This is a genomic window from Streptomyces beigongshangae (genome assembly GCF_019710745.1).
Lineage (GTDB): Bacteria > Actinomycetota > Actinomycetes > Streptomycetales > Streptomycetaceae > Streptomyces > Streptomyces beigongshangae.
This window is the reverse complement of record NZ_JAHKJW010000019.1, coordinates 18,970-44,185: the sequence shown is the minus strand read 5'-3', so window position 1 is coordinate 44,185 and position 25,216 is coordinate 18,970. Positions and strand designations below refer to the sequence as shown.

19 protein-coding genes are annotated in these 25,216 nt (G+C 72.8%); 8 read left to right on the top strand and 11 right to left on the bottom strand.

Annotated features, from left to right (window positions below):
- Positions 1 to 6 precede the first annotated feature (6 nt).
- Both KM933_RS16795 and KM933_RS16790 read left to right on the top strand, forming a co-directional pair.
- On the top strand, positions 7 to 1,407 hold the full coding sequence (locus KM933_RS16795; RefSeq protein ID WP_430727327.1) for an RNA polymerase sigma factor: 1,401 nt from the start codon (positions 7 to 9) through the stop codon (positions 1,405 to 1,407).
- A gap of 225 nt (positions 1,408 to 1,632) precedes the next feature.
- Entirely contained in the window at positions 1,633 to 2,832 is a 1,200-nt protein-coding gene (locus tag KM933_RS16790) for a dipeptidase (protein ID WP_221352952.1), read from the top strand.
- A 111-nt stretch (positions 2,833 to 2,943) separates the two neighbouring features.
- On the opposite strand, the gene KM933_RS16785 is transcribed toward KM933_RS16790, so the two are convergent.
- Positions 2,944 to 4,287, bottom strand: a complete 1,344-nt coding sequence (locus KM933_RS16785; RefSeq protein ID WP_221352950.1) for a UDP-glucose dehydrogenase family protein — start codon at positions 4,285 to 4,287, stop codon at positions 2,944 to 2,946.
- 277 nt (positions 4,288 to 4,564) lie between these two features.
- On the opposite strand from KM933_RS16785, the gene KM933_RS16780 reads away from it, so the two are divergent.
- Positions 4,565 to 5,737 (top strand): acyl-CoA dehydrogenase family protein, encoded by a 1,173-nt coding sequence (locus tag KM933_RS16780; RefSeq protein ID WP_221352948.1) that lies wholly within the window; start codon positions 4,565 to 4,567, stop codon positions 5,735 to 5,737.
- A gap of 144 nt (positions 5,738 to 5,881) precedes the next feature.
- Here the strand turns inward: KM933_RS16780 and KM933_RS16775 are convergent, their stop codons facing one another.
- Positions 5,882 to 7,150 carry an LCP family protein gene (locus KM933_RS16775; protein WP_221352946.1) on the bottom strand — a complete coding sequence of 423 codons (1,269 nt, stop codon included), beginning with the start codon at positions 7,148 to 7,150 and terminating at the stop codon, positions 5,882 to 5,884.
- 119 nt (positions 7,151 to 7,269) lie between these two features.
- On the opposite strand from KM933_RS16775, the gene KM933_RS16770 reads away from it, so the two are divergent.
- Positions 7,270 to 7,815 (top strand): acyl-CoA thioesterase, encoded by a 546-nt coding sequence (locus KM933_RS16770; RefSeq protein ID WP_221352944.1) that lies wholly within the window; start codon positions 7,270 to 7,272, stop codon positions 7,813 to 7,815.
- A 144-nt stretch (positions 7,816 to 7,959) separates the two neighbouring features.
- Here KM933_RS16770 and KM933_RS16765 read toward each other — a convergent pair whose 3' ends face one another.
- Positions 7,960 to 9,546, bottom strand: coding sequence for an LCP family protein (locus tag KM933_RS16765; RefSeq protein WP_488269383.1), 1,587 nt, complete (start codon positions 9,544 to 9,546; stop codon positions 7,960 to 7,962).
- Positions 9,547 to 9,673: 127 nt separating this feature from the next.
- On the opposite strand from KM933_RS16765, the gene KM933_RS16760 reads away from it, so the two are divergent.
- Positions 9,674 to 10,702, top strand: a complete 1,029-nt coding sequence (locus KM933_RS16760) for a glycosyltransferase family 2 protein (protein ID WP_221352942.1) — start codon at positions 9,674 to 9,676, stop codon at positions 10,700 to 10,702.
- A 60-nt stretch (positions 10,703 to 10,762) separates the two neighbouring features.
- On the opposite strand, the gene KM933_RS16755 is transcribed toward KM933_RS16760, so the two are convergent.
- The 4 genes from KM933_RS16755 to KM933_RS16740 form a co-directional block, all read right to left on the bottom strand.
- The gene (locus KM933_RS16755; RefSeq protein WP_221352940.1) at positions 10,763 to 12,544 is read right to left on the bottom strand and encodes an LCP family protein; all 1,782 of its coding nucleotides are present in this window, start codon (positions 12,542 to 12,544) and stop codon (positions 10,763 to 10,765) included.
- A gap of 77 nt (positions 12,545 to 12,621) precedes the next feature.
- Positions 12,622 to 14,364, bottom strand: a complete 1,743-nt coding sequence (locus KM933_RS16750; RefSeq protein ID WP_221352938.1) for an LCP family protein — start codon at positions 14,362 to 14,364, stop codon at positions 12,622 to 12,624.
- 258 nt (positions 14,365 to 14,622) lie between these two features.
- Positions 14,623 to 15,990, bottom strand: coding sequence for an LCP family protein (locus KM933_RS16745; RefSeq protein ID WP_308013427.1), 1,368 nt, complete (start codon positions 15,988 to 15,990; stop codon positions 14,623 to 14,625).
- A 129-nt stretch (positions 15,991 to 16,119) separates the two neighbouring features.
- Positions 16,120 to 16,875 (bottom strand): TIGR03089 family protein, encoded by a 756-nt coding sequence (locus KM933_RS16740; protein WP_221352934.1) that lies wholly within the window; start codon positions 16,873 to 16,875, stop codon positions 16,120 to 16,122.
- A 127-nt stretch (positions 16,876 to 17,002) separates the two neighbouring features.
- On the opposite strand from KM933_RS16740, the gene KM933_RS16735 reads away from it, so the two are divergent.
- Positions 17,003 to 18,724: a peptidoglycan recognition protein family protein gene (locus tag KM933_RS16735; RefSeq protein WP_260333672.1), complete on the top strand. Its 1,722-nt coding sequence runs from the start codon at positions 17,003 to 17,005 to the stop codon at positions 18,722 to 18,724.
- 162 nt (positions 18,725 to 18,886) lie between these two features.
- Positions 18,887 to 19,969 carry a mannose-1-phosphate guanylyltransferase gene (gene manB, locus KM933_RS16730; protein WP_221352932.1) on the top strand — a complete coding sequence of 361 codons (1,083 nt, stop codon included), beginning with the start codon at positions 18,887 to 18,889 and terminating at the stop codon, positions 19,967 to 19,969.
- A gap of 29 nt (positions 19,970 to 19,998) precedes the next feature.
- On the opposite strand, the gene KM933_RS16725 is transcribed toward manB, so the two are convergent.
- The 4 genes from KM933_RS16725 to KM933_RS16710 all read right to left on the bottom strand — a co-directional run bounded on the left by KM933_RS16725 (position 19,999) and on the right by KM933_RS16710 (position 24,074).
- Positions 19,999 to 21,051, bottom strand: coding sequence for a DNA-3-methyladenine glycosylase family protein (locus KM933_RS16725; protein ID WP_221352930.1), 1,053 nt, complete (start codon positions 21,049 to 21,051; stop codon positions 19,999 to 20,001).
- A gap of 132 nt (positions 21,052 to 21,183) precedes the next feature.
- Entirely contained in the window at positions 21,184 to 22,551 is a 1,368-nt protein-coding gene (locus KM933_RS16720) for a coenzyme F420-0:L-glutamate ligase (protein ID WP_221352928.1), read from the bottom strand.
- A complete protein-coding gene (cofD, locus tag KM933_RS16715) occupies positions 22,548 to 23,507 on the bottom strand; it encodes a 2-phospho-L-lactate transferase (RefSeq protein ID WP_221352926.1) in 960 nt (319 codons plus the stop codon). Before cofD ends, KM933_RS16720 begins: the two co-directional genes overlap by 4 nt.
- Before the next feature lie 42 nt (positions 23,508 to 23,549).
- The gene (locus KM933_RS16710; RefSeq protein WP_221352924.1) at positions 23,550 to 24,074 is read right to left on the bottom strand and encodes a cysteine dioxygenase; all 525 of its coding nucleotides are present in this window, start codon (positions 24,072 to 24,074) and stop codon (positions 23,550 to 23,552) included.
- 802 nt (positions 24,075 to 24,876) lie between these two features.
- On the opposite strand from KM933_RS16710, the gene KM933_RS16705 reads away from it, so the two are divergent.
- Positions 24,877 to 25,140 carry a WhiB family transcriptional regulator gene (locus tag KM933_RS16705; RefSeq protein ID WP_053723761.1) on the top strand — a complete coding sequence of 88 codons (264 nt, stop codon included), beginning with the start codon at positions 24,877 to 24,879 and terminating at the stop codon, positions 25,138 to 25,140.
- The last annotated feature ends 76 nt before the right edge of the window (positions 25,141 to 25,216 follow it).

Sequence of the window (25,216 nt, the reverse complement as noted above, 5' to 3'; positions counted from 1 at the left end):
TGGAGCGTGACGACCGACATCCCCGGCCCGGCGGGCCGCCCCGCCATCGACGGAGCCTCCGGCAGGACCTCCGCCCACGCCGTCGACGGAGCCTCCGGCAGGGCCCCCGACCACGCCATCGAGACCGTCTTCCGCATCGAGTCGCCCCGCATCATCGCCGGGGTCGCGCGCATCGTGCGGGACGTCGGGATCGCGGAGGAACTGGCCCAGGACGCGCTGGTCGCGGCCCTGGAGCAGTGGCCCCGGGACGGCGTGCCGCGCAACCCCGGTGCGTGGCTGACGGCCACCGCCAAGCACCGCGCGATCGACCTCGTACGGCGGCGGGAGCGGTACGCGCGCAAGCTCGCGGAGATGGGACGCGACCTGGAGACCTCCGCGCCGTACGGGCACGGGCACGTCGACGAGCCGGCCGACCCGGACGGCATCGACGACGACCTGCTGCGGCTCGTCTTCACCGCCTGCCACCCCGTGCTGTCCGCCGAGGCCCGTGTCGCCCTCACCCTGCGGCTGCTCGGCGGACTGACCACCGCCGAGATCGCCCGCGCCTTCCTCACCCCGGAGAAGACCGTCGCCCAGCGCATCGTGCGCGCCAAGCGGACCCTCGCCGCCAAGGGGGTCCCCTTCGAGGTGCCGTACGGGCCCGACCGCGAGGCCCGGCTCGGTTCCGTGCTGGAGGTCATCTACCTCGTCTTCAACGAGGGGTACGCGGCCACGGCCGGGGACGACTGGCTGCGGCCCGCACTGTGCGAGGACGCGCTCCGGCTCGCCCGCGTGCTGGCCGAGCTGATGCCCGGGGAGCCCGAGGCGCACGGGCTCGCCGCGCTGCTGGAGCTGCAGGCGTCGCGGTCGGCCGCACGGGTGGGGCCGGCGGGGGAGCCCGTGCTGCTCGCGGACCAGAACCGGGCCCGCTGGAACCGGCTCCTCGTCCGGCGCGGGTTCGCCGCGCTGGCCCGGGCGGAGTCCGTGGCCGCGGGCGGAACGGGCGGAACGGGCGGAACGGGCGAAGGGGGCGGTGGAACGGGGCGCGGGCCCGGACCGTACGTCCTGCAGGCCGCCATCGCCGCGTGCCATGCCCACGCCTGCACGTACGAGGAGACCGACTGGGGGCGGATCGCCACGCTGTACGGGCTGCTCGCCGTCCGGGCCCCCTCCCCGGTGGTCGAGCTCAACCGGGCCGTCGCCGTCTCGATGGCCGAGGGGCCGCGGGCCGGTCTGGCCGTCGTGGACGCGCTGGCCGGGGAGCCCGCGCTACGGGACTACCACTTGCTGCCCAGTGTGCGGGGGGACCTGCTCGCCCGGCTCGGACGCAGGGGGGAGGCCGCGGCCGAGTTCGCGCGGGCGGCCTCGCTGACACGGAACGCGCGTGAGCGGGAGCTGCTGCTGGGACGGGCGCAGGAGTGCGGGTGACTCTGCCGGAGGCTGGGCGTGCGCCCCGTCAGGGGCGCGGGGAACCGCGCGCGCGGCCACAGCGCACCCGCGCCCTTCGGGGATCCTTTCGGGAATTCCTTCGGGAGGACACCCGCGCGCCCCGCCGGGGGCGGTCGCTCGAACGGTCTGCTCGCCGCGACCTGGGTCCGCTCCCGTGCCACCGTGGGGCTAGCCGTCGCCACCATCGGACCCCGGAGCGCCGCCATGGCTGATCTGCAGGACGAGCTGCACACCACCGCCGAAGCCGGCGAGCTGGACGGTGCCGGGGCCGGTGCCGAGGTCGGTGCGGGCGCCGACGACGGCGGTCGTGGTGGTGCCGACGGCGAAGCCGTGGCCGATCCGCTCGTCCGGGCCCGCGCCCTCCTGGCCGGCCATCCCGTCGCGGACGGCTGCAGCGGGCTGGCCCGGGCCCTGCGGCACCTGCCCTGGTACGACCTCGAAAGCGGTGAGAGCGCGGTCGACACGGATCTGCCGCGGCTGCGCGAGGGGCACGTGGGAGCGCTGTTCTGCTCGCTGCACCTGCCCGGAGGGCCCGTCGGCGAACGGGCCGTCGGGGCCACGCTGGAGCAGCTCGACCTCGTGAAGACCGTGGTGGAGGCGCATCCGGAAGGTCTGCGCATGGCGTACACCGCGGCCGAGGCCACCGATGCCCGGCACTGCGGCCGGGTCGCCGTGCTGCTCGGCCCGGCGGACGCGGCCGCGCTGGACGACTCGCTGGGCATCCTGCGCGCGCTGCACACCCTCGGCCTGCGCGCCCTCACCCTGTCCGGCACGTCCTGGGCCGGCGAGGACGGGCTGACCCGGTTCGGCGAGGAGGTCGTGCGCGAGATGAACCGCGTCGGCGTCGTCGCCGACCTCTCCGGCGCCTCCGACGCGACCTTCCGGCAGGTCCTCACCCTCTCCAGGGCCCCGGTCCTGTGCACCCGCTCCGCCGCCCGCGCCCTGCGCCCGCATCCGGCGAACCTCCCGGACGACGGACTCGTCGGGCTGGGCGCCGCCAAGGGGCTGTGCCTGGTGCCGCTGGCCGCCGGGCAGACGGGCCCTTCGGTGCGGGACGTGGCGGACCACCTCGACCACGTACGGGCGCTCGCGGGGCCCGAGTGCGTCGGCCTCTCGGGGACGTACGACTCCGGGGCCGCCCACCCGCGGGACCTGCCCGACGTCTCGGGCTATCCGCGTCTCGTCGCCGAGCTCCTGGACCGGGGCTGGCCCGAGACCGATCTGGCCCTGCTCACCTGGGGCAACGTCCAGCGCGTCCTGCGTACCGCGGACTTCACGGCCCGCGCCGCCCGGCAGCGCCGCGAGCCGTCCACGGCGAGGATCGCCGAACTCGACGGCCAGGGACCGGAGGCCCCCGTTCAGCAGGCGCAGAGGCAGAACGGCCGGCCGGCCGGGTCGGCGTAGCCCCGGAAGGTGCGCGTACGGTCCTCCGCGTTGAGCACTGCGGCGCCCGCGCCCGCGCCAAGGCGCGCCGCCACCGCGCCGAACAGGCCCGTGGGGGGAGAGGAGTACCGCTCAGGCCGTCGGGCGGCCCATCGCCCGGTACGTCCAGCCGGCCGCCCGCCACACGGCCGGGTCGAGCGCGTTGCGGCCGTCCAGCAGCACGCGGTCCGTGACGGCCCCGCCCAGCACGGCCGGGTCCAGCTCGCGGAACTCGCGCCACTCGGTGAGGTGCAGGACGGCGTGCGCCCCGCGTACGGCGTCCACCGCGGTCTCCGCGTAGCCCAGCGTCGGGAAGAGCCGGCGCGCGTTGTCCATGCCCTTGGGGTCGTAGACGGTGACCTGGCCGCCCTGCAGATGGATCTGTCCCGCGACGTTCAGCGCGGGCGAGTCCCGGACGTCGTCCGAGTCCGGCTTGAACGTCGCGCCGAGCACGGCGATCCGCTTCCCGAGGAAGGAGCCGCCGCCCAGCGCCTCGCGCGCCATCTCCACCATCTGGCCGCGCCGCCGCATGTTGATGGAGTCGATCTCGCGCAGGAAGGTGAGCGCCTGGTCGGCCCCCAGCTCACCCGCGCGGGCCATGAACGCGCGGATGTCCTTGGGCAGGCAGCCGCCGCCGAAGCCGATGCCCGCGCGCAGGAACTTCTTCCCGATGCGGTCGTCGTGCCCGATCGCCTCGGCGAGCTTCACGACGTCGCCGCCGCCCGCCTCGCAGACCTCGGCCATCGCGTTGATGAACGAGATCTTGGTGGCGAGGAAGGAGTTCGCGGAGGTCTTCACCAGCTCGGCGGTCGGGAAGTCGGTCACCACGAAGGGCGTGCCCTCGGCCAGCGGCGTCGCGTACACCTCGCGCAGCAGCTTCTCGGCGCGCTCGCTGCGCACCCCGGCGACGATGCGGTCGGGGTGCAGGGTGTCCTGGACGGCGAAGCCCTCGCGCAGGAACTCCGGGTTCCAGGCCAGCTCCACCTCCTCGCCCGCGGGGGCCAGCTCCACGAGCGTACGGGCCAGCCGGTCGGCCGACCCGACGGGCACGGTGGACTTGCCGACGACCAGGGCGGGCCCGGTGAGGTGCGGCGCGAGCGAGGCGAAGGCGGCGTCGACGTACGACATGTCGCACGCGTACTCACCGTGCTTCTGCGGGGTGTTCACACAGATGAAGTGGACGTCGCCGAACGCCGCGGCCTCGGCCCAGTCCATGGTGAACCGCAGCCGCCCGCTGGCCCCCTCGATCCCGGCGACGTGCCGGCGCAGCAGTTCCTCCAGACCGGGCTCGTACATCGGGGCCCCGCCCCGCCGGAGCGTCTCGATCTTCTCGGGCACCACGTCCAGGCCCAGCACCTCGAAACCGAGCTCGGCCATGGCGGCGGCGTGCGTGGCGCCGAGGTAGCCGGTGCCGATCACAGTGATCTTGAGGGCCATGGGTGCTCCAGGAGGTAGCCGTCAGGGGTGCGCCGCCGGTGCGTCCGGGCGGTGCGTCCCGGGGCGCGGACAGAGCATAGTCGGGGCGTGTCCGGCCCTCTCACCGGGCAGATCCCCCCTGTTCTCCTCCTGCCCTCCCCCGATCGCCCCCTGTCGGCAAGCTCACGTACCGCTCGCGGGGGCGCGACCCCTAAAATTCGGGTTGTTCAACAGGTTACTTAACGGTAGTTAGCGTCAGTGCCAGCATCACCACTGCGTCTTTGGAGCGTGAGAGACCTTGGCCGGATCGGCTGATTTCGACCTGTACCGTCCGTCCGAGGAGCACGACATGCTCCGGGACGCGATCCGCGCACTGGCCGAGGCGAAGATCGCGCCGCACGCCGCGGCGGTGGACGAGGAGGCGCGCTTCCCCCGGGAGGCCCTGGACGCCCTGGTCGCGGGCGACCTGCACGCCGTGCACGTACCGGAGTCGTACGGCGGCGCGGGCGCGGACGCGCTGGCCACGGTCATCGTGATCGAGGAGGTGGCGCGGGTCTGCGCGTCCTCGTCCCTGATCCCCGCGGTCAACAAGCTCGGCTCGCTGCCCGTCGTCCTCTCGGGTTCCGAGGAGCTGAAGAAGAAGTACCTGGCGCCGCTGGCCAAGGGCGACGCGATGTTCTCGTACGCCCTCTCCGAGCCGGACGCGGGCTCGGACGCGGCCGGGATGAAGACGAAGGCCGTGCGGGACGGCGACTTCTACGTCCTGAACGGCGTGAAGCGCTGGATCACCAACGCGGGCGAGTCGGAGTACTACACGGTGATGGCCGTGACCGACCCCGCCAAGCGCTCGAAGGGCATCTCGGCCTTCGTCGTGGAGAAGTCGGACGAGGGCGTCTCCTTCGGTGCCCCCGAACGCAAGCTCGGCATCAAGGGCAGCCCGACCCGCGAGGTGTACCTCGACGACGTCCGCATCCCGGCCGACCGCATGATCGGCGAGGAGGGCACGGGCTTCGCCACCGCGATGAAGACCCTGGACCACACCCGCATCACGATCGCCGCGCAGGCGCTCGGCATCGCACAGGGCGCCCTCGACTACGCCAAGGGGTACGTCCGGGAGCGCAAGCAGTTCGGCAAGCCGATCGCCGACTTCCAGGGCATCCAGTTCATGCTCGCCGACATGGCCATGAAGATCGAGGCGGCCCGGCAGCTGACGTACGCGGCCGCCGCGAAGTCCGAGCGCGTTGCCGCCGGAGGTGCAGAAAGAGGCCTGACCTTCCAGGGGGCGGCGGCCAAGTGCTTCGCCTCCGACGTCGCCATGGAGGTCACCACGGACGCCGTCCAGCTCCTCGGCGGCTACGGCTACACCCGTGACTACCCGGTCGAGCGCATGATGCGCGACGCCAAGATCACGCAGATCTACGAGGGCACGAACCAGGTCCAGCGGATCGTGATGGCCCGCAACCTGCCGTAGCGGGCCCGGACACCCCACGGGACACGACCAGACCCCCCACGGGATACGAGAGGCCCCCGGAACCGATCGGTTCCGGGGGCCTCTCGCACACCTGCCTACCCGCGTGTCCGCCCATCCGCACACCCGCGCGTTCGCAGGGGGTGCCTAGCGGTCGCTCGTCACCGTCACCTTCTCGTCGTTCTTCAGCTGCTCCACCAGCGTCTTGACCTTGGCGGTGTCCCACTGGAGGTTGCCGTTGGGTGCATTGCCCGAGATCGGCATGTTCATGGACTTGCCGTCGCCGCCGGTGACGCCCTTCATGGCCCAGAACATGGAGCCGAGGTCCCACAGGGACATGTCCTTGTCCACGGTGAGGGTGTCGAGGCCGGAGCTCAGGGTCGGGTAGAGCTTGAAGGGGTTGAGGACCGTCGACGGGGTCGCCGTCTGGTTGGCGAGCGCCGAGAGGAACTTCTGCTGGTTCTTCGTACGGTCCAGGTCGCTGCCCCTGAGCGCGTACCGGGTGCGGACGAAGGCGAGGGACTGCTCGCCGTTGAGGGTCTGCTTGCCCGCCTCGAAGTCGGCCCCGGACTTGGTGTCCTTCATGCCGCCCTCGGGGATCTCGATCTCCACACCGCCGACGGAGTCGACGATGTTCGCGAAGCCGGCGAAGCCGATCTCCGCGTAGTGGTCGATCCGCAGTCCGGTGTTGGCCTCGACGGTCCGTACGAGCAGCTCGGGCCCGTCCTCCGCGTACGCCGCGTTCAGCTTCACCTGGCGGCCGGTGGCCGGGAAGTTCTTGCCGGACTCCGAGCCCACGAACGAGGGGATCGTCACGTTCGAGTCGCGGGGCAGCGAGATCATGGTGTTCCCGTTGCCGCCGACGTGCAGGATCATCATCGAGTCCGTGCGCTTGCCGTCGGCGGAGCCGGTGTGGAGCTTCTTCTTCTCCTCGTCGGACATGCCCTCACGGCTGTCGGAGCCGACGATCAGGTAGTTCGTGCCCTCGCCCGCGTCGGGCCGGTCGATGACCTTCGACAGGTCGACGTCCCGGTTGAGCTTGGAGTCGGCCCAGAAGTACGTGCCGATCGACACCACGACCAGGACCGTGACCACGGTGATCGAGATCCACTTGATCCGCCGCCGCCAGTCCGGCGCGGGCCGGTCAGCGCGGCCGCCGGGGCCGGGCCCCTGCGGGCCGCCACCGCCGTAGACCTGCCCGGTGTTGTAACCGTCGTAGCCGTCGTCACCGTGGCCGTCGGTGTACGTCGGCTGCGGCGGGACCCCGTGGGGAGGCGCCGAGGGGCGCGAGCCGGTGCCCGGACCGCGCCGCACCTGCCGCATCACACGGGCGCCCTCCGGCTGGGTGCTCGCGCTGCCGCGGCCGTGGCGCTCGCCGCCGTTGTCTCCGGACCGCCCCTGGGGCCAATCGTTCATGCCACCCAGTGTGCAGTGCCCGACGGTGTGTCATACAAGGGCCTTCGGAAAATCGGATCACGGCTGTTGCCAAGCTGATGCAAAGCGCCCCTTGCGCGCCCCGGCATAGGGTGGGCGTCATGACAGACCAGGATCCAGCGCCGGAATCCGATATTCCAGGCAAGCCGACTGCGGCGTCCAGGACCACCCTCAGCCACATCATGACGCACGGCGACACCAACCTCCTGGGAACGGTGCACGGCGGAGTGATCATGAAGCTGGTCGACGACGCGGCGGGGGCGGTGGCCGGGCGGCACTCCGGCGGGCCCGCCGTCACGGCCTCCATGGACGAGATGGCGTTCCTGGAACCGGTGCGCGTAGGTGACCTCGTTCATGTGAAGGCCCAGGTCAACTGGACCGGGCGTACGTCCATGGAGGTCGGCGTCCGGGTGCTCGCCGAGCGTTGGAACGAGTCGACGCCACCCCAGCAGGTGGGGTCGGCGTACCTCGTCTTCGCCGCCGTCGACGCCGACGGGAAGCCGCGGCGGGTGCCGCCGGTGTGCCCGGAGACCGAGCGGGACGAGCGGCGGTACCAGGAGGCGCAGATCCGGCGTACGCACCGGTTGGCCCGTCGGCGGGCGATCCTGGACCTGCGCGAACGCCGCACGGCGGAGGGGCTGGACTGATCGCCCCGCTCCCTGGGGGACGTAGCCGCGGGTCCGTCGTGGCTGGTCGCGCAGTTCCCCGCGCCCCTGAGGGGCGAGGCCGGCGAGGGCGCAGCCCCGCAGGGGCGCGGGGAACTGCGCGAACGGCCCCCACCGCCCCGCGGGCTACGGGCAGACCACCTGGTCCCCCGTCACCACCCCGAACTCCCCCTCCGCGGGGTCCTTCGCCCGCACCTTCCGGACCTTCGTGAAGTCCGCCCCGGCCACCACCCGCAGCACGGGCCCCTGCCCCGCGACGGCCTCCAGCCCGCTCCCCGGCAGCGCGGCCGCCAGCGACTGCGCCGACCGGTCCCACCGCGGGTCGTAGCGCACGACGGTCCGCCGCAGCGAGCGGTCCCGGCCGTTCACCGGCGTCCCCGTGGTCCGGAACCCGGTCGCGGCCAGCGCCCGGTCCACGAGGGGCCCCAGTCCCGCCGTCATCGTCCCGTTCTCCACCTGCACCCGGATCTGCTGGGGCGCCACCTCCACGCGCGCGACCCCGGACCGCACCCGGTGCGGAGCGAGCGGCCTGTCGTCGCGCAGGGTCCTGAAGAGCCGCCCGGCCTTCCGCTCGTCCCACTTCAGCGTCGAGCCGACGCCCTTCACCTCGTAGTCCATCGTCCCGATCGGCACCGTCGTGAACTCCGAGGAGGACGGCGAGAAGGACCGCATCGCCCGTCCCAGGGCGACCAGCTGGTCCGTCCCGAACCCCTTGTCCGCCCGTACGGAGCCCAGCGCGGCCTGGGTGACGTCCCGGAACCTGACGGGGTTGAGCAGCACCCCGGACGACGTGGCCCGGGCGATCAGCGCCGCCAGGAACCGCTGCTGACGCTGTATCCGGCCGAAGTCCGCCGCCCCGTCGATGTGCCGCGACCGCACGTACTGCAGTGCCTGCCCGCCGTTCAGCTCGTGCGTCCCGGCCGCCAGGTCGAGCCCGGTGACCGGGTCCGCCAGCGGCAGGGCCGTGCAGATCCGCACCCCGCCGAGCACGTCCACCGTCTTCATGAAGCTGGTGAAGTCGACCTCCAGATAGTGGTCGATCTTCACCTGGGTCATGTGCTCGACGGTGCGCACGGTCAGCTGCGGCCCGCCCTCCGCGTACGCGGCGTTCAGCTTGACCGGGTGCGCCTCGTGCCGTTCCCCGGTGTTCCGGTCGGTGTGCGGCGGCGTCTCGGCGTACGAGTCGCGCGGCAGGCTCACCACACTGGCCCGCCGCCGGTCCTCGGAGAGGTGCACGATCATGACCGTGTCCGTGCAGTGGCAGGGCTCGCCGCCGAGCCGGTACTCCTCCTTCTCCTCCGAGGAGAGCCGGTCCCGCCCGTCGGTGCCGACCAGCAGCACGTTCGTGCCGTCGCCCCGCGCGGGCCGGTTCTTCATGTCCTTGAAGGGGTCGATCCGGTCGATGTCGGAGTCGAGCCCGGTGAACACCGCGTGCCCGGCACCGCCCGCCGCGAGCACCACCACGGACAGCGAGGTCGCCATCCGCGTGCTCCAGCGCGGCCGGCCGCGCCGTACGGGGGGCTGCGCCGGGGACTGCTCCCCGGCGGTCGGGGACTGCCCCTCGGAGGCCGGGGACTGCCCCTCGTGGTCCGGGAGCGGGGCCTCCGGGACCGGGAGCGGGCCCTCCGAGGCCGAGGGCCGGTCCTCGGGAGCCGGGTCCTGGTCCGGGTCCCGGTCCTCGGGGGGGACGGGGGAGCGGGGCGGGGTGGACAAGGCGGACACCTCCGCGTAGGCCGGGTGTGGGGATCCGCGAGCACCGTAGGCCCATACGATCTGCGGCCCGGCGCAGGGACCGGGCGGCGCGCCTCCGTGTCCCCCGTTCGCGGTAACGTGATCCGTGATGAACGCCAAGGCCGCCGTGCAACTCCCCGCCGTGTCCGTGATCATGCCCGTCCTCAACGAGGAGCGGCATCTGCGCGGAGCCGTCCAAGCGATCCTCGCCCAGGAGTACGCGGGCGAGATGGAGGTCGTGATCGCCATCGGTCCCTCCACGGACCGTACGGACGAGATCGCGGCCGAACTCGTCCGCGAGGACGCCCGCGTGCACACGGTCCCGAACCCGACCGGCCGCACCCCCGCCGCGCTGAACGCCGCGATCGAGGCGTCCCGCCACCCCGTCGTCGTACGCGTCGACGGGCACGGCATGCTCTCGCCGAACTACATCGCGACCGCCGTGCGCCTCCTGGAGGAGACCGGCGCGCAGAACGTCGGCGGCATCATGCACGCCGAGGGCGAGAACGACTGGGAGCACGCGGTCGCCGCCGCCATGACCTCGAAGATCGGCGTGGGCAACGCGGCCTTCCACACGGGCGGGCAGGCGGGCCCGGCGGACACGGTCTACCTCGGTGTCTTCCGCCGCGAGGCGCTGGAGCGGCAGGGCGGCTACAACGAGGAGTTCATCCGCGCCCAGGACTGGGAGCTGAACTTCCGGATCAGGGAGGCGGGGGGCCTCATCTGGTTCTCGCCCGAGCTGCGGGTCTCGTACCGGCCGCGTCCCTCGATACGGGCCCTGGCCAAGCAGTACAAGGACTACGGGCGGTGGCGCCATGTCGTCGCGCGCTACCACGAGGGCTCCATCAACCTGCGCTACCTGGCCCCGCCGACCGCGGTCTGCGCCATCGCCGCGGGCCTCGTGGTGGGGGCGGCGGTGACCCCCTGGGGCTTCCTGGTCCCCGCCGGCTACCTCGCCGCGATCACGGCCGGCTCGCTGCCCGCGGGCAGGGGCCTGCCCCTCAGGGCGCGGCTGCGGATCCCGGTGGCCCTGGCGACCATGCACATGTCGTGGGGCTGGGGCTTCCTGACCAGTCCGAAGGCGCTGGCCAGGAAGGTCATCGCGTCCCGCCGGCCGGCGGTCCTGACCGAGACCTGAGCACCGCCGCCGGGCCCGGTTCCGGCCCGGTCCCGGCCGGGTTCCGTCCGGGACCCGGTCTCAGTACCGGTACGGCTCGTACACGGGCATGCAGCCCTTCTCCGCACCGTTGCTGGCGTCCGCGCTCCCGGGCAGGTCACCGGCCTCCGGAGCGGACTGCTTCGGGTAGGAGGTGCCCTCCCGCCAGTCGCTGCCGATGGTCAGCGTGGTGGTGACGACGTCGGCCGCGGCGCGCACCTGTCCGCCCGGCACACCGAGGGCCTCCGCCACGGAGAGGGCGTTCGCCCGGCCCTGCGCGCCCGAACCCTTCGGGTACGTCACCTGCGTGGGCGTACGGGGAGCGGGCTGCGCGCTCGCGACGGCCCTGGTGAACCCCTTGGCCCGGAGGGCGCCCACGATCGCCGAGGCGCGGTTGCTCACCGGCGCCTGCGTACTGTCCTCGCCCGCCGTGCCGTTGACGACGGTGACCGCCAGCCCCGCCGCGGGCGCGGCGGCGGGCCCGGTACCGGTCGCCTCCGGACTCGCCGACGCGGAACCGTCCTTGCCGTCCTTGCCGCCTTTGCCGTCCTTGCCGTTTTCGTCGTTCTTGTCGAAGGGGACGTCGCCGCGGACCATCGACCAGACCTTGTCCGCGTCCCGGGGCTTGGGGATCAGGTGGTTGATGTTGCTCGGGTCCGTCACCGTGGGCATGGTCGTCATCGTGAAGCGGTCCGTGGGCACGGACTTGAGCTTCATGCCCAGGTCGTACAGCTTCTTGACCGTACCGATCTCCTCGGACACCTCAAGGGACTCGGTGGCCGCCTCGGCCAGGTTCGTCAGCCGTGTGCTGTCCGTGAAGGCGTTCTGGCTCTTCAGCGTGCGGATCATCGACGTCATGTACATGTGCTGGGCCTTGGCCCGGCCCAGGTCGCTGCGGAAGGCGTGCCGGGTGCGCAGCCACTGCAGGGCCTGCTTCCCCTTGATCTTCTTGGCGCCCGCCTTCATCTTCAGGCCGGAGCCGCCGGGGACACCCGGCAGCGGGCGGTCCCACACGTTCTGCCGCACGCAGACCTCGACGCCGCCGACGGCGTCCGCCATCTTCACCACGCCGCCGAAGTCGACCATCATCCAGTGGTCGATGTAGACACCGGTGAGGTTCTGCCAGGTGGCCAGCGTGCAGCCGGCGCCGCCGCGCTGCAGCGACACGTTGATGATGTCGTTCCTCGCCGGGTACGTCTCGCCGGTCTCGGGGTCCTTGCACGTGGGGATGTCCACCCGGGTGTCCCGGGGGATGCTCACGACCGACGCGTTCCTGCGGTCCGCGGAGACGTGCAGCAGCATCTGCACGTCGGCCAGGGGCTTGGTGCCCCGCTGGTCCTTGCTGCCGCCGAGCCGCACGTTCTCGTCCGAGTTGCGGCTGTCGGACCCGATCATCAGGATGTTCAGGGGCGTCTGGCCGTCGGCGTTGGGGTCGGCCTTCTCGACGCCGGACTCACCGCTGTTGCGCTTGCCCTTGGCTATGTTGTCGTTGAGGTGGCGGTAGTAGAGGTAACCGGCGCCGGCCGTCCCGAGTATCAGGACCGCCAGCACCATCGCGGACCAGCGGAGTACCCGGCGGGGCCGGCCGCCCCGCCGTCCGTTCCGTCTGCCGCTCTCCCCGTCGTCACCACCGCTGCCGCTGCCGCCGTTGCCGCCCGACGTCGTCCGCGCCTGTGGACCGCCGCCGCCACGGCGTGCCCCCGCCTGCGCACCGTCGCTCCCGCGGCGTGCTCCCGCCCGCGGGGTGCCGTCGCCGCGGCCGCGTTCCCCCGTCCGCGGGGCGCGCGGGCGAGCCCCCTCCCCGCGCACACTGCTCTGCGCCATGTGTTCCCTGCCTCCCCACCCTGCGCCTGACACGGGTCCGTCTCACGCCCTGTAGGACGTGGGACGGACCCGTTAGGTCACTTGGCGCACTCGACCTTGTCCGCCGTGGACTTCTCGACGTCCCCCGGCGCCGTCGACGGAGTGGTCAGAGAGACCCCGGCCCCCTTGAAGTCCTCACCCAGGGTCAGCGTGATCGCAGGGAGACCCTGGGAGTTGGTCACGCTCTCACCCGGTTTCATGGCCGACCCGGACAGGCCCATGAGGTCGGCGAGCCTGCGTGCCTGATCGGCCTGGTCGGGAGCGTACTCGACAGTCGTCTTCTCCAGCGTCGCCCCGGAGTTGCCCGCGTTCTCGGACTTGGTCACGCCCTCCTCGACCTGGAGCCAGTTGAGGACCTCCTGCGCGGAACCGCTCTGCGCGCCGCCGTTGAGGACCCGTACGCGCACCTCGGAGGGATCGGCCTTGGTGCCCTTGAGCCGGGCGGCCACTTCGGCCTTCTCCTTCTTCTCCTTCTGCTTGACCGCGGTGAGCGAGACGTCGTCCTTGATCAGGGCGAACATCGCCTTGGCCTTGGCCTCCTGGAGGACCACCGTGGACTTGACCTGCTCGTTGGGGTTGTCGACCACGGGCACGGTGGTGAAGGCCAGGTTCTTCGTGTCGAACTTGCCCAGCTCCATACCGAGGTCGCGCAGCTTGTTGATGCCGTTGATCTTCGAGTCGACGGTCAGCGCCTCGGTGCCCGCCTCCGCCAGCTTCAGCAGCTTGGTCGGGCTGGTGAGCGTGTCGTTGGACTTCAGCTTGCGCATCAGGGAGCTGAGGAACTGCTGCTGGATCTGGATCCGGCTGAGGTCGCCGCCGAACCCCACGGAGTGGCGGGTGCGGACGAAGGCGAGCGCGTCCTCGCCCTGGATGGTGTGCTCGCCCTTGGACAGCTTGAGCTTGGAGTCCTTGTCGTCGATGTCCTTGGCCAGGCAGATGTCGACGCCGTCGACCGCCGTGGTCAGCGTCTTGACCGCGTTGAAGTCGGCGATCATGAAGTGGTCCATCTTGATGCCGGTCAGCGCGGTGACGGTCCGCATCGTGCAGCTCGGCGTGCGGCCCTCCTGGCCCAGGCTCTCGTTGAAGCGCGTGTTCAGCGTGCCCGGGATGACCTTGGTGGAGCCGTCCTCCTGCTCCGTCGGGCAGTCCGGGATGTCGGTGATCAGGTCACGCGGGATGCTCATCGCGGTGGCGTTCGTACGGTCCTTGGAGACGTGCAGCAGCACCGTGGTGTCGGCGTGCCCGGGACTGTCCGAGTCGCCGTAGCTCTCGTTCCCCTCGCCGGTGCGCTTGTCCGTGCCCACCAGCAGGACGTTGATCGCCCGGTCCTTGCTGAAGCCACCGGTGCCCGCGCCGTCGTCGGAGACGGACGTGATGTTGCCGTTTAGATGCTTCCAGTAGAGGTACCCGGCCGAACTGGTACCGACCAGAAGGAAGGCCACCGTGCCGCCCGTCCAGACCAGGACCTTCTTGCCCCGCGACTTCTTGGGCCGGCCCTTGCGGCGGCCCGGCGGCGGTTCCTGCGGCGTGCGCCGTCTGCGCGGTCCGGGCACGCCGGGGTCCGGCGCCTCCTCGGGCGCGCCCTTGCGCTCCCGCGCCGGAGCGGTACGCCCGCGCGGTGGCGCGGCGGCACCCGTCTTCCTGCGGGAGCGGGGCCCGGGGACCGCCGACTGCGGTCCGGAAGCCTGCAGTCGCAGTTCGTAGTCGCCGGTGTCCGGGTTGAGTACCCACTGGTCTGCGGGGTCGATGTCGTCCGCCCGCCCACGGCCTTGCGCGTCCACGGTTGCTCGAGTCCTCCGTCGGGGCCACGCGGCGTCTTTCCCCCTCAGAAGACGCTCGTCAGTCGGTCCAACCGGCGCGCGACCCACGAGCGCAACTCGTGGCGCAGGCGCACCGGATCGCTCACACTATCCGCCCAGTTCGGCGTCAAGCGACGACGGTGACAAATTCCACGTCCCTACAAGCGGGCAATCCACCCAATTCTTTGGACGTGTGTTCCCTCTCTTGGTGTTCCCTTTACCCGTCAACCGGTTTCGGCGCTAGCCGCACACGTCCTCGGCGGCCGTGTTGCCCCGGAAGGTCGGCGCGGGAGTCGGCGCGGGGCCCGGCGCGGGCGCGGGATCGGCGGGCCGCTTCCGGCCCGGTCTGCCGTCCTCGGCGTACGAGCCGTCCACGGGGCGGCCCTCCCGCTCCCCCTGCCCCGCGGGTCCCGGCCGGTCCCGCTCGAACTCGTATGAATAGCCGTGCCCGTCTGAACGGCCGGGCTCGTCTGAACGGCCGTGCCCGTCAGGGGCGTCGGCCGGATCCGCGCCACGCCGCTGCGCGCCGGAGTCCCGCGGAACCTCCCCGGCGACCTCCAGCGGAGCGTCCTGGCGCAGCCGTTCGAAGAGTTTCCCCGCCTCGGGTTCCACGAGCTGGTCGCGGTCGCTGTCCCGGGCGTACGCCTCCCTCGGCACGGTGAGGAACTGCACCCGTTCGGTGGGGACCGTGCGCATGCCGCGGACCAGGTCGTACAGACCCCGCAGGTTCGCCAGCCCGGGATCGGTGGTCAGCGCGGACGTCGCCGCGTCCAGCACGGGGTAGAGCCTCGACGGGTTCAGCAGTACGTCGTTGCTGCGCACCTTGTTGACGAGGGCGCCCAGGAAGCGCTGCTGGCGCTCCATCCGGCCGGTGTCGCTGCCGTCGCCGACGGTCTTGCGGACGCGCACGTAGCCGAGGGCCTGCTCACCGTCGAGCCGCACCTTGCCGGCGGGCAGCCGCAGCCTGGCGGCCGGGTCGTCGATCGGCTCCTTCAGGCACACCTCGACGCCGTCGACGGCGTCGACCATGTCCTTGAACCCGTGGAAGTCCACCACCATGTGATGGTCGACGCGCACGCCGGTCAGCTTCTCGACCGTACGGATCGTGCAGGCCGGACCGCCGCGCTGGAAGGCGTGGTTGAACATCGAGAACACGGGTCCGGCGCGGTCGCCGTCCGGCCCCCGGCAGCTCGGTATGTCCACCATCAGGTCGCGGGGGAGCGAGACCGCGGTCGCGCTGCGCCGGTTCGCCGCGAGGTGCAGCAGGATCGTGGTGTCGGAGCGTTCGGTGCCGGAGTCCCTCCCGTACTTGCGGTTGCCGTACCCGGACCGCGAGTCCGACCCGATCAGCAGGATGTTCTGCGCGTCGCGCACCAGCGCGGTGGGCCGCTCCCTCTCGTACCGGGCGAGCTCGGCGGCCGTGCCGTCGTCGGAGGTGATGTTGGCGTCCAGCTTCTCGTAGACCGCCCACCCGGCTCCCGCGGCACCCACGAGGACCACGGCGACCCCGAGCCCCGTGCGGCGCAGCCATCGCCGCCGGCGGCGCCGCGCACCACCCGCTCCGGCTCCGGATCCGGCTCCGGGTGTTCTTCCGGTCCCGCCAGCCACGCTCCACCCCTCCCGCCGCCACCGTCCGAACCTGCTCGGACCTGCCCCTACGACCATGACGCGGCCGGGGGCGGAGGGCTTCAGGGGCTGGACCGAACGGGGGAGGCGGGCGCCGGGCGGGTGAACGCCTCAGCGGGCCGTCGAGGTGACCCGTTCGCTCTCGATGCGCTTGGCCAGCGCGTCCTCCCCGAGCTGGTCGGTATTGCGGCACAGGACCACGGACCCGCCGGCGGCCAGCGGGGCGTAGAGCCCGGCGCTCAGCCCGTCCCACGTGTCGTAGGGGAGCTCCGACAGCAGCCGCGCCGTCGGTCCCACCAGGCCGAACCGCCCCGCGTCCCCCCGGGCCCGCTCGACCACCTCCGCCCCGCTCAGCTGCGCCCCCGCCACGACCAGGGCCGCACCTTCCGGGTCCACCACCCCGTACGGCCGGAAGACGTCCCCCTGCCCCGGTACCTCGACGGCGTAGTCGACGTACCCGGACGGCACCTGGGCGAAGCGCCGCCCCAGAGGCGCGAGCGACAGGGCCACCCGCTCCCCGCCGCACGCGAGGCCCGCCTCGAACCGTCCCGGTCCGGCGACCACGTGATCGGCGGAGCCGGCGTCACCCCCGACGTCGGCCACCACGCCCACGGAGGAGCACGCGAGCAGCCACACGGCCGTCTGCCAGTGCGCGGGCAGCAGCAGCGCCACCCGCTCACCGGGCTCGGCGCCCAGTTCGCCCTGGAGCAGATTCGCGGTCTTGGCCACCCAATTGGCGAAGGTGGCCACGGACAGTTCGACACGTTCGCCCGTGGCGTCGTCGTAGAAGGTCACGAGGGGGCGCGCCGGATCCGTGGCGAGCGCGGATCGCAGCAGGTCGGCAGGGGTGCGGTCGGTGGCGTTCACGGGACGCAAGCGTACGCGGGCAACCGCCCGCACGGGGCGTCGCGGGGCACCGGTTCGGCCGAAAAGACCGACGGGTCGTCACATCCTGGATGGACAGGTAAGTACCGCTATGTCCAGGATCAGGGGCATGCGTGGACACCTTGCTTCCTCGATCGCCGTCACCTGTGCGGCCGCCCTGGCCCTTCCGCTGGCGCTGTCCTCGGAGGCCACGGCCACACCCCCGGCGGCCGAGCGGCCGACCGCCGGCAGTCCGGCCCCCGAACGAACCGCTCCGGACGACCGGACACCCGACACCCCGGCCTCCGGCGTCCCGGTGCCGGGGAGGCGGGCGTCCGGCCCCCCGGCGTCCGGCCCCTCGGCGTCCGGCGAACCGGTATCCGGCGAATCCGCGTACGGCAGACCGGCGGCGTACGGCAGGCCGGTGCACGACAGGCCGGCGTACGGCCGGGCGGTGCGTGTCCGGCCCGCGTCCCCGGGGGCGTCGACGGTCCTCCCCGAGGCCGCACCGGCGGCTCCCACCGCGGCGCGTACCACCCGGGCCGCCGCCGTCCCCGGCAGCACCCAGTCCTTCCCGCTCACCCCCCTCCCGCCCGGCAGCGCCCTCCGGACCCCGTCCTCCGCCCCCTCCGGCGACCGCGCCCTGCCCCCCTCGCCCTCGCAGCCCCACGGCCTCGCCCGGCGGGACGTACGGCACTTCTCGCTCGTCGGCGTCGTCTGGGACGACCCCGACAGCGAACTCCACGGCCGGGTCCAGGTCCGTACCCGCGCCGGCGGCACCACGGACTGGTCCGCCTGGCAGGACCTGGAGGCCCACAACCACGAGCACGCGGCCGACCCCGACACCGCGGAGCGCGCCTCCGGCCGGGTGCGCGGCTCCACGGCCCCTCTGTGGGTGGGCGACTCGGACGGCGTGGAGGTCAGGGTCCGGCCGACGGCGACGGCGACGACGGCGGACGGCCGGACCGGTGGTGCCCACGCCGCGGAGCCCCTCCCCGGCGGCCTGCGCGTCGAACTGGTCGACCCCGGTGCCGGACCCGCGTCCCAGGACCCCGGACCGGAGACCGGGCACGCCGGCTTCCCGGCCGCCGAGTCCGCGGCCTCCGCCGCCAACGCGGCACTCGCCCCCGCCGGTGCCACCGAGATCCCGGCCCTGAGCCGCAAGGAGACACGGGCCGCCCTGTCGGCGGCCCGCGGCGTGTGGAAGGACGCGGCCGGCGTGGTCGCGGGGCAGCGCGCGAGGCCCTACATCGGCGCACGCCCACGCATCGTCACCCGCCGGGGCTGGGGCGCCGACGAGGGTCTGCGGGAGCGGAAGTTCAGCTACACGAAGACGGTTCGGGCGGCCTTCGTCCACCACAGCGCCACGGGCAACAACTACCGCTGCGCGCAGGCCCCTTCAGTCATCCGCAGTATCTACCGCTACCACGTGAGGAGCAGCGGATGGCGTGACATCGGCTACAACTTCCTCGTCGACAAGTGCGGAAACATCTACGAGGGCCGGGCCGGTGGTGTGGCCAGACCGGTGATGGGCGCCCACACTCTCGGTTTCAACAGCAGGAGCACGGGGATCGCCGTCCTCGGGAGTTTCGGCGCCACGAACCCGCCCGCCGCCGTGGTGAAGGCCGTCGCCCGGCTCACGGCGTGGAAGCTCGGACTGCACGGGGCGAACCCGCGCGGCAAGACCTACCTCACATCGGGAGGTGGAAATCTGTACCGAAAGGGCAAGAACGTACGACTCAATGTAATCTCCGGTCACCGGGACGGGTTCGCCACCGAATGCCCGGGCCGTCGGCTGTACGCGAAACTCGGCAAGACCCGCGCCGCTTCGGCCCGCTACCAGGGGCGATGAGGCCCGGCCGACGGGAGCGGTGAGGTCCGGCGCGCGGGACCGGCCGGGCCCGGCGGCTCCCACGGCCGTCCTCCCCGGGCGCCGCACGGTCATCGGAACGGTCCGCACACACCGGCCGGTCGGATCCGTCCGACCGGCCCCGTCAGGAAACGGGGACGACAGGTGACGGAAGCGATCCTCCTGGTCGGCGGCAAGGGCACCCGGCTGCGCCCCCTCACGGTGCGCACGCCGAAACCGATGGTCCCGGCGGCCGGGGTGCCGTTCCTCACGCACCAGCTGGCGCGGGCGCGGGCGGCGGGGGTCGAGCACATCGTGCTCGCCACGTCCTACCTGGCCGAGGTCTTCGAGCCCCACTTCGGCGACGGCTCGTCGCTGGGGCTCCACCTGGAGTACGTCACCGAGGACGAGCCCCTCGGCACCGGCGGCGCCATCCGGAACGTGGCCTCCCGTCTGCGCTCCGCCCCCGACGACCCCGTACTGGTCTTCAACGGGGACATCCTGACGGGCCTGGACATCCGCGCCCTGGTCGCCACCCACCGGTCCTCCGGAGCGGACGTCTCACTGCACCTGACCCGGGTGACGGACCCGCGGGCCTACGGCCTGGTCCCGACGGACGCCTCGGGCCGCGTCCGGGCGTTCCTGGAGAAACCCCAGACGCCGGAGGAGATCGTCACCGACCAGATCAACGCGGGCGCGTACGTCTTCCGCCGGTCGGTCGTCGACTCGATCCCCGTGGGCCGCCCCGTCTCGGTCGAACGGGAGACGTTCCCGGACCTGCTGGCCGCCGGCGCCCACCTCCAGGGCATGGTCGACTCCACGTACTGGCTTGACCTGGGCACCCCCCAGGCATTCGTACGCGGCTCCGCCGACCTGGTCCTCGGCAGGGTGCCGTCCCCGGCCGTGCCGGGCCGCCGCGGCGACAGCCTGGTCCTCCCGACGGCCTCGGTCGCCCCCGGCGCCAAACTGACGGCCGGCACGGTCGTCGGCAGGGGCGCGACGGTGGGGGAGGGCGCCCGCGTCCTCGGCTCCACGATCCTGGCGGACGCCGTCGTGGAGCCGAACGCGGTCATCACGGACTCCCTGGTGGGCGCCGGCGCCCGGGTGGGTGCCCGCTCGGTCCTGACGGGCGCGGTGATAGGCGACGGAGCGACGGTGGGCCCGGACAACGAACTCAGGGACGGCGTACGCGTCTGGTGCGACGCCCGCATCCCCGGCGCCTCACTGCGCTTCTCGTCGGACCGGTGACGGGGCTCCCGGCTCCTCGGAGCCGGGGCTCACAGCCGCCCGATGTCCCCGCGGGACCGCTTCGGATGCCGCCGGGGCGGCGTGCGCCCGCTCAGCAGGATCAGCCGGGCGGCCCGGTGCCGCTGTCCCGCGTACGGCTCCAGCAGCTCCAGCATCACCGTGTCGTCCGCGTCCCGGTTCCCGGCGAGCGCGTACCCGATGATCCCCGGCAGGTTCAGGTCGCCGACGGTGACCGCGTCCGCCGCCCCGTGACTGCGCTGCACGGTCTCCGCGGAGGTCCACGGCCCGATCCCCGGCACCTTTTCGAGCCGCTCCCGCGCGGCCGGCACATCGAGCGCGACGGCCTCCTCCATCCGCCGGGCCACCCGCACGGCCCGCAGGATCGTCGACGCCCGCTTGTTGTCGACCCCGGCCCGGTGCCACTCCCACGAGGGGATCAGCGACCACACCCGGGGCTCGGGCATGACGAACATGCCCCCGCCCCCGGCCGGCGGCCCCGGCGCGGGCATGCCGTACCTCCGCACCAGCGCCCGCCAGGCCCGGTACGCCTCGTCGACCGTGACCTTCTGCTCCAGGATCGACGGGATCAACGACTCCAGCACCAGCCCGGTGCACGTCAGCCGCAGTCCGGGCCGCCGGTGCCGGGACATCGCGACCAGCCGGTGCCGGGGCTCGAAGGCCCCGGGGTCGTCCGCCTCGCCGAGCATCCGGGGAAGCCGGTCCAGCAGCCACTCCGCCCCGGGCCCCCACGCCTCGCCGTGCACGACGCCCGCGCACGCGGACACCCGCAGGGTGCCGGGTCCGACAGGAGTGAGGCTGGCCCGCCACACGGACCCGTCGGGAGTCGCGCGGAAGGTGGGGTCGGCGGGCCCCCGCCGCAACGGCCCGAGCACGAGCCGCAGATCGAGCGGCCACGGCGGCACCCAGCTCCGCGTCCGACCGCCGAGGCCCGCGCCGGTCCCGGTCCCGGTCCCGGTCCCGGTCCCGATGAGGGTGTCCGGCGCCGGCCGGGGTGAGGGCACACCGGCCCGCCCGCCGCGCATGGTCGTACGCGTGGGCCGCTGTTCGAAGCGTCCGGCCACGGATGGGGTCCTTCGGGTGAAGCCGCTCGGGAGACATGCGGGAGACATGCGAGAACAGGAAACAGGGGAGCGGGAGAGCGGGAAACGGGGGGCGGGAGAACAGGGGGCGGTGGAAAGGCGGCGGACCGCGGGTCATCGCACCTCGATGAACGCCCCCGCGTCCCGCTCGGGCCTGGCCCGCGGCTCCCCGGCCGCGTGCCCGACGGCGACGGCCCCCATCGGATCCCAGTCCGCGGGCAGCGCGAGCACGTCCCGGACCACGTCCCGGCAGAACATCGTCGACGACACCCACGCGGACCCGAGCCGCTCCCCGGCGAGCGCCACCAGGAAGTTCTGCACACCGGCGCCCGCGGCGACCACGAACATCTCCCGTTCGGCCCCGTCGCGCCGGGCGTCGCCGTAGGTGTGGGACCCGGTCATGACGAGGCACGGCACGACGAGGTACGGGGCGTTGCGCAGCACGTCCCCGCGGCGCACCCGCCGGGCGACGGACTCCGCGCTCTTCCCGTCCCGCTCCAGATCGGCGATCCAGGCGTCCCGCATGGCGTCGAGGAGCCGCGTGCGCGACCCGGCCGTCTCCAGGAGGACGAACCGCCACGGCGTCGTGTGGTGCGGGGCCGGCGCGGTCACCGCCGCGGCCACCGCACGCCGTACGGCGCCGGGGTCGACGGGCTCGTCGGTGAAGGCCCGTACGGTACGGCGCCGGGTGACCGCCTCCCGTACGGCCTCGGAGGTGCCGAGCCGGAACATGTCGTCGCGGGCGCCCCGGACCATGCCGCGGGCCCCTTCGTCCGGACCGTCCGCGCCGTCCGCGCCGGCCGTGCGCACCACGTGGGACAGTCCGCGCACGACGGCGACCGGCAGCCCCTCGGCCTTGCCCTTGACCAGGTCCCCGGCCGCGGCGAGTTCGTCGGCGGTGGCGACGACGGTGGCGGTGAGCGGGTTCCCGTGCGCGTCGGTGCCGCCCCGCAGGTCGTCGAGCACCCGCACGCCGGCGGCGCCGATGGCGACGTCGGTGAGCCCGGTCCGCCAGGGCCGCCCGAACGTGTCCGTGACGAGGACCCCGACCTCGACACCGAGGACGTCCCGCAGGCCGTCCCGGATCGCGCGCGCCGAGGCGTCGGGGTCCTCGGGCAGCAGCAGCACGGTCCCGGCGGGCGTGTTCGACGCGTCCACCCCGGCGGCGGCCATCACGAGGCCCTGCCGGTTCTCCACGATGCGCAACGCGCCCCGCCGGGCCACGACCCGCACGGTCTCGGCGTCGATGGCCGCCTCCCGGTCCGCCGCCTCGACGACGCGCCCCTCCGCCTTGGACACGATCTTCGACGTGACCAGCAGCACGTCCCCGTCCACGAGTCCGGGACCGGTGGCGGCGATCAGCTTGGCGAGGTCGTCGCCCGGCCGTACCTCGGGCAGCCCGGGCAGTGCCCAGACCCGGTAGCCGGGGGCGCCGGACGGCGGTCCGCCGTCCGGCGTGCCCCGGAACGTCCCGTCGCTCAAGCGCCCCGCACCTCCTCCGCCAGCGTCAGCGCCTCGCGGGCCATCGCGGCCGTCGCGTCGAGGTCGGTCATCATCAGCGGGACGGCACGGCACCGGATGCCCGCCGCGTCGACCCGCTCCACCAGCGCGGAGTCCACCGTGTCGACCAGCCAGCCGTCCAGGAGCCCCGAGCCGTAGTGCTCGGCGACCGCCGCCGCGCTGGACTCGACACCGACGGCCGCGAGGACCTTGTCGGCCATGCCGCGCACGGGCGCGTCCCCGACGATGGGGGAGAGCCCCACCACCGGCACCCCGGCCTCGGCGATCGCCTCCCGTATGCCGGGCACGGCGAGGATCGTGCCGACGGACACCACGGGGTTGGACGGCGGGAAGAGGATGACGTCCGCCCCGGCGACGGCCTCCAGCACCCCGGGCGCCGGCTTGGCCTGCTCGGCGCCCACCGGGACCACGGCCTGCGCGTCCACGGAGGCCCGCAGCCGCACCCAGTACTCCTGGAAGTGGACGGCCCTGCGCTCGCCGTCCACCTCGACGGCCACATGGGTCTCGACGCGGTCGTCGGTCATGGGGATCAGCCGGACGCCCGGCTTCCAGCGGTCGCACAGCGCCTCCGTGACGGCGCTGAGCGGATATCCGGCGTTCAGCATCTGCGTGCGCACGATGTGCGTCGCGAAGTCCCGGTCGCCCAGACCGAACCAGGAGGGCCCGGCGCCGTACGCCGTCAGCTCCTCCTTGAGGTGGAACGTCTCGTCGGCCCGCCCCCAGCCCTGTTCCTCGTTGATGCCGCCGCCGAGGGTGTACATCACCGTGTCGAGGTCCGGGCAGACCTTCAGCCCGAAGAGGTGGATGTCGTCCCCGGTGTTGCCGATGACGGTGATCTCCGCGTCCGGCGCGGCCTGCTGGAGACCACGCAGGAACCGGGCACCGCCGATGCCGCCTGCCAGAACCACAATGCGCATGGCATGCAGTCTCGCAGGCGGCCGCGGCATCGTGTCAGCCGGTTACGGGACCTCGGCCGGCGCGCACCGGGCGTTGGGGGTCTCCTGGGCCGAACGCGGCCCGGCCGGGGCGAGCATCGGCATCTCGGTCAGTCCGGGGAAGTACACGTGCAGGCTGACGGCGGGTTCGAGCGAGTCGTTGACGACCTCGTGCGCGTAACCCGGCGCGAACACCCGCTGGGCGCCCGCGCCCAGGGCGCGCGTGCCCCGCTCGGTGCGCTCGGTCAGCGCCCCCTCCAGGACGGTGAGCACGCCGGAGGACGGGCCGTGGCCGTGCGGTCCGCTGCCCTGTCCGGGGACCCAGGACAGCAGCCACACCTCGTAGCCGGGACCGGTGCGCAGCCGGTGGTACCAGCGGGAGGCCGCGTCGTACCGGACGAGGTGGCGCCACTGGGAGGGGTCGGCGGCGAGGGAGCGGGCGAGGCCGGCGAACTCGGCCACGGTGGCCGGATGTTCGCGCGGCGGCTGGAGCAGGTGCGGTACTTCGAGGATGTCGCCGGCGATCTGGAGGTCGCTGTCGCTGTTCATGGGGTGCGGTGGATTCCTCGGCGGATGGGAGTGCTGGAGGTCTGGGGTGTCGCGTACCGGCCGCCCGGATCGCGGGCGTGGGGTGTTGCCCTGGTACGGGCGTGGGACGTGCCCCGGTACGGGCGGGGGGACCGGTGGCCGGTCCGGGCGGCCGGTCCCGGTGGATCCGGCGGCAGCGGGAGCGAGGTGGGCTCAACAGCTGCGACAGCAACAGCAACAGCTACAGCGAACGTGGACGGCAGCACCGAGGGACCCGGCGGTGCGGGTCGTGGTGGGTACCGAGTTCGCGAGCATGCCCACCAGCACACCGGTTCACACCCGTACTGTCAACTTGACGTCCGGGATGCGGTGCCGTTTCACCCCATCCGGTCCGTCTGAAAGGTGAAAGGTTTGTGCACGGGGTTGCCGGGACACATGGCGCACAACCGGGCGCACGAGCCTCGGCGCGACCCCGTGGTCCCTGTGATCCCTGTGATCTCCGTGATCCCCGTGATCCCCGTGATCGACAGGTGACCGGGTTCGCTTCGTCGACCGTGTCGGAACGAGATCGAACTCCTGGGCGTCTTTCCCTGTGCACATCCTGTGCGGGACCGGGGCGCTCACCGGGTCCTTTTCGGCTGTCGGGGTTTATGCCGATTTGAACACTTTCCGCATAGCCTTGGTTCCGCAGAGTGAATAAGAGGCCCAATAGCAGATCTCGGCTTGACTGCCCCGGAGCGGCGCACTTGTAATTTCACTCGTGTCGTTCAGCCGAAATCGGTGGCGGCAGCATCACGGGGACGCGAGACGGACAGGGGCACACATGACCGAGCTGTTTCAGGAACTGCTGGTCGACGAGGCCGAAGAGGAGCTCGGCTGGCAGGAGCGGGCGCTCTGCGCGCAGACCGACCCCGAGTCCTTTTTCCCCGAGAAGGGCGGCTCCACCCGCGAGGCGAAGAAAGTATGCCTCGCCTGCGAGGTGCGCTCGGAATGCCTTGAATACGCCCTCGCGAACGACGAGCGTTTCGGAATCTGGGGCGGGCTGTCCGAGCGTGAGCGGCGCCGGCTGAAGAAGGCCGCCGTCTGAACCATGGCTCGATCGCGACCCGCTCCCCCTCCGGTCGCGCTCCGGCCGGACGGCGCACAACCCCGTATACGGATAC

Coding starts and splice junctions, on each gene's coding strand:
- cofD (WP_221352926.1), bottom strand. CDS start 23,507: ATGCGCATTGTGGTTCTGGCAGGCGGCATCGGCGGTGCCCGGTTCCTG.
- KM933_RS16705 (WP_053723761.1), top strand. CDS start 24,877: ATGACCGAGCTGTTTCAGGAACTGCTGGTCGACGAGGCCGAAGAGGAG.
- KM933_RS16770 (WP_221352944.1), top strand. CDS start 7,270: ATGACAGACCAGGATCCAGCGCCGGAATCCGATATTCCAGGCAAGCCG.
- KM933_RS16775 (WP_221352946.1), bottom strand. CDS start 7,150: ATGAACGATTGGCCCCAGGGGCGGTCCGGAGACAACGGCGGCGAGCGC.
- KM933_RS16710 (WP_221352924.1), bottom strand. CDS start 24,074: ATGAACAGCGACAGCGACCTCCAGATCGCCGGCGACATCCTCGAAGTA.
- KM933_RS16790 (WP_221352952.1), top strand. CDS start 1,633: ATGGCTGATCTGCAGGACGAGCTGCACACCACCGCCGAAGCCGGCGAG.
- KM933_RS16735 (WP_260333672.1), top strand. CDS start 17,003: ATGCGTGGACACCTTGCTTCCTCGATCGCCGTCACCTGTGCGGCCGCC.
- KM933_RS16760 (WP_221352942.1), top strand. CDS start 9,674: ATGAACGCCAAGGCCGCCGTGCAACTCCCCGCCGTGTCCGTGATCATG.
- KM933_RS16755 (WP_221352940.1), bottom strand. CDS start 12,544: ATGGCGCAGAGCAGTGTGCGCGGGGAGGGGGCTCGCCCGCGCGCCCCG.
- KM933_RS16785 (WP_221352950.1), bottom strand. CDS start 4,287: ATGGCCCTCAAGATCACTGTGATCGGCACCGGCTACCTCGGCGCCACG.